The sequence below is a fragment of the Streptomyces tanashiensis genome (assembly GCF_014648895.1).
Classification (GTDB): Bacteria; Actinomycetota; Actinomycetes; order Streptomycetales; family Streptomycetaceae; genus Streptomyces; species Streptomyces tanashiensis.
Window position 1 is genome coordinate 31511 of record NZ_BMRZ01000030.1, and the last position, 3858, is coordinate 35368.

Genomic DNA, 3858 nt, shown 5'->3' on the forward strand with positions numbered 1-3858 from the left:
CCCCCCCCCCAAAAAAAAAGCTCCGCGGGCGGCGGCCCGAACTCCCCCCTCCAGGGCCGCCGCCCGCGGTTTCCACCCGTGGAAAGGAGCACCACGCCATGGCGGACCCCATCCCCGCCCGAGGCCCCGTCGTCGAAGCCGATGGGATCAGCAAGCGTTTCGGCGCCACCGTCGCCCTGAGCGACGCCCGCATCTCCGTCGCACCCGGCGAGTCCCACGCCCTGGTCGGCCGCAACGGCGCGGGCAAGTCCACGCTCGTCTCGATCCTCACCGGCCTGCAGAACCCCGACACCGGCACCCTGCGCTTCAACGGCGAGCAAGCCCCCGCCCCCGGGGACACCGACGCCTGGCGGTCCAAGGTCGCCTGCGTGTACCAGCGCTCCACCATCATCCCGGCACTGACCGTCGCAGAAAACCTCTTCCTCGACCGGCAGAGCTCCCGCGCCCTGCGCCCGATCGGCTGGAAGCAGCTGCGGCGGCGCGCCACCGAGCTGCTCGCCGAGTACGGGGTCGACGTCGATCCGAGCGCACGCGCCGAGGACCTGACCGTCGAGCAGCGCCAGTTCGTCGAGATCGCCCGGGCGCTGTCCTTCGGCGCCCGGTTCATCATCCTCGACGAGCCGACCGCGAAGCTCGACGCACGCGGCATCGAGCAGCTCTTCGACAAACTGCGCTCGCTGCAGGAACAGGGCGTCGCGTTCCTGTTCATCTCCCACCACTTGCAGGAGGTCTACGACCTCTGTACCACCGTCACGGTCTACCGGGACGCCCGGCACATCGTCACCGCACCGGTCGCCGAGCTCAGCCACCACGCCCTGGTGGAGGCGATGACCGGGGAGCGCACCCGTGGAACCGAGCCCTCCTGGTCGGTGACCGGGGAGAGACACTTCGGTGACACGCCGCTGCTGGACGTCTCCGGCCTCAGCCTGGCCGGCGCGTACCGGAACTTCTCCTTGACCGCGCGCCCCGGCGAGGTCGTCGGGCTCGCCGGGGCCGCCGCCAGCGGCAACGTCCAGATCGGCGAGACCATCGCCGGCCTGCACCGCCCGCGGAGCGGCACCATCACCGTCGCGGGCCGTCCGGTGCGCACCGGACGCGTCCCCGCCGCACTGGCGGCCGGCATCGGGTTCGTTCCCGAGGACCGGCACATCCAGGGCATCATCCCGCAGCGCAGCGTCGCCGAGAACGCCACCCTGACCGTCACCGACCAGCTCGGGCCGTTCGGAACCGTGCTGCCCTCGCGCACCCGGGCCTTCGCCCAGCGGATGATCAGCGATCTCGACATCAAGACGCCCGGACCCTCTGCCCCGGTGTCCGCCCTGTCCGGCGGCAACCAGCAGAAGGTCGTCATCGCCCGGGCGCTGGCCACCAACCCCCAGGTGCTGGTCGCCATCCGGCCCACCAACGGCGTCGACATCAAATCCAAGGAATCCCTGCTCGGCACCGTCCGCCAGGTCGCCGACGCGGGCAAGAGCGCCCTGATCGTGTCCGACGAACTCGACGACCTGCGCGTCTGCGACCGCGTCGTGGCCATGTTCCACGGCCGCGTCGTCGCCGAGTTCGAGCACGGCTGGAGCGATGAACAGCTGGTCGCAGCCATGGAGGGCATGGCCGGCCCGACCGACACGAAGGAAAGTCATGTCTCCCACAACTGAGTTCCGAGCGCCTTCGGCCATGGCCGTCACCGCCCCCGCCCCCGCCGGACGCCGCTTCGACATCGCCCGCTACCGCGACCTGTCGCTCGTACCGGCCCTGCTCGTTCTGGGCGTCATCGGCTTCATCGTCTCCCCCGCCTTCCTCACTGCCGACAATCTCCTCGGCGTCGGCCAGCAAGCCACCGAGCTGAGCCTGCTGGTCCTGGCCCAGGCCCTGATCCTGATCGCCGGACGGATGGACCTCTCCCTGGAGTCCACCATCGGCGTGGCCCCCGTCATCGCCGTCTGGCTGGTGCTGCCCGACCACGGCTCACGGTTCATCGGGCTCGGGCTCTTCCCCGAGTGGTCGGCCATCCTGCTGTGCCTCGCGGTCGGCGCGCTCATCGGGGCGGCCAACGGGTTCTTCATCCTGAAGCTGCGCCTCAACGGCTTCATCGTCACCCTCGGCGCGCTCACCCTGCTGCGCGGCCTCCAGGTCGCAATCTCCGAGGGCCAGTCGATCGTCACCCTGCCCAGCTCCTTCACCTACCTGGGCCGCACCAGCTGGCTGGGCGTCCCGGCGGCGATCTGGATCTGCGCGCTGCTCTTCCTGATCGGCGGCAGTGCACTCGCCTGGTTGCGCCACGGCCGCTCCCTCTACGCGATCGGCGGTAACGCCGAGGCCGCCCGTGCCGCCGGCATCCGCGTCGACCGGATCACCTGGATCGTTCTGATCATCGGCGGCCTGCTGGCCGCCTTCGCCGGAATCCTCTACACCGGCCACTACGGATCCATCTCCGCCGACCAGGGCAACGGCTGGATCTTCCAGGTCTTCGCCGCCACCGTCATCGGCGGCGTCAGCCTCAACGGCGGCCGCGGAACGCTCTTCGGCGCCCTCACCGGCGTACTGACCCTCCAGCTCGTGGTCAACGTCATGACCCTCGCCGGCGTGCCTCCCCTGTGGAACCAGTTCCTCAACGGCGCGATCATCATCGTCGCGCTGATCATCTCCCGCTTCACCTCCGGCGAGAAGCAGGAATAGCAAGCCGGACCCCTCCGAAGACCGCCGGAACGGCGCGACTGGCCATTCTGAGCCGTCGCGCCGTTTCGGCCTTTGATCTTTCCCGGATTTCCGCGGCTTCCCGCGACTGCCCACACGTCAACGAGCCCAGCAGGAGGCGATTCCACCATGGCGGTGACCGACCAGGCCATCGAGAAGATCAAGAAGATGATCGTCTCCGGCAGCCTTCTACCCGGCGCGCGCCTCCCCAACGAGGCCGATCTCGCCGACCAACTCGGGCTGTCGCGCAACTCGCTGCGCGAGGCCGTCCGAGCACTCACCGCGATGCGGATCCTGGTGGCCAAGCAGGGCGACGGCACATACGTCTCCGGCCTGGAGCCGCATCTTCTCCTCGAAGCCATGGCTTTCGCGGCCGACGTCTCCCACGGGCGCACGGCCCGTCAGCTCCTGCAGGTACGGCGCCTGCTGGAGCCGCAGGTCACCGCTCTTGCCGTCGGCCGGCTCACCGCCGAGGACTTGCGAACGCTGCGGGCCATCCTCGATCAGAGTGCCGCCGACATCGGCATCGAGGAGTTCATCGATCTGGACATCGAGTTCCACCGCACCATCGCAGACTCCGTCGGCAATCCGGTCCTGTCCACCCTGCTCGGAATCCTCTCCACCCATACCCAGCGGCTGCGCATCGTGCGCGGCACGCTCCCCCAGACTTCGGGCGGTGGCGCCCCCGCCCGCATTCAGGCCCACTGCGAGCACGAGGCCATCTGGCGGGCCCTGGTCAACCGTGATGCCGCACTGGCCGCAGCTGCCAGCGCGGTGCACGTCGCCGCGGTCGAGGACTGGCTGGCCACCGGACCCGCCAACAGCTCCGCGGACCTCGACACCATCGCCTGACAGCGAGAGGCGCTATCTCGCCACTCGACCAGTGATCCAATGCATTCCGCGCTGTGGTCGAAGCTATTGACTCATCCGCAACGCTCTTACGTAATCCCGGCAACAAACATCGGATGTTCACGTACTACAAGCTCGCCCGCATCGAGGCTTGCAGGCGCACCAGACACCGGCGCCGAACCCAGGCGGCAGTGCACCACCCGCGCAACTGGTCGCCCTCCCGCGCCGCTGAGGATGCGGCCGAGGTCCCCATCGGCGCACCCCACCGCAACTACAAGGACGCGCATCACAAGCCCGAACTGATCTGCGCCCTCA

At 69.2% G+C, this 3858-nt stretch carries 3 protein-coding genes and 1 pseudogene; all 4 read left to right on the forward strand.

The features are described from left to right. The first annotated feature begins 98 nt into the window (after positions 1-98). Positions 99-1655, forward strand: a complete 1557-nt coding sequence (locus IE237_RS39530) for a sugar ABC transporter ATP-binding protein (RefSeq protein ID WP_189807054.1) — start codon at positions 99-101, stop codon at positions 1653-1655. A 19-nt stretch (positions 1656-1674) separates the two neighbouring features. Then, complete coding sequence (locus tag IE237_RS39535) at positions 1675-2676, forward strand: ABC transporter permease (RefSeq protein ID WP_229844166.1); 1002 nt, start codon at positions 1675-1677, stop codon at positions 2674-2676. 147 nt (positions 2677-2823) lie between these two features. Next, positions 2824-3546: a FadR/GntR family transcriptional regulator gene (locus tag IE237_RS39540; protein WP_189807056.1), complete on the forward strand. Its 723-nt coding sequence runs from the start codon at positions 2824-2826 to the stop codon at positions 3544-3546. Between the two features lie 113 nt (positions 3547-3659). Next, a pseudogene (locus IE237_RS41225) lies at positions 3660-3858 on the forward strand (hypothetical protein); the annotation flags it as partial.

What these genes read in the sequence shown, in the direction of transcription:
- IE237_RS39530 (WP_189807054.1), top strand. Translation starts at nt 99, where the DNA reads ATGGCGGACCCCATCCCCGCCCGAGGCCCCGTCGTCGAAGCCGATGGG.
- IE237_RS39535 (WP_229844166.1), top strand. Translation starts at nt 1,675, where the DNA reads ATGGCCGTCACCGCCCCCGCCCCCGCCGGACGCCGCTTCGACATCGCC.
- IE237_RS39540 (WP_189807056.1), top strand. Translation starts at nt 2,824, where the DNA reads ATGGCGGTGACCGACCAGGCCATCGAGAAGATCAAGAAGATGATCGTC.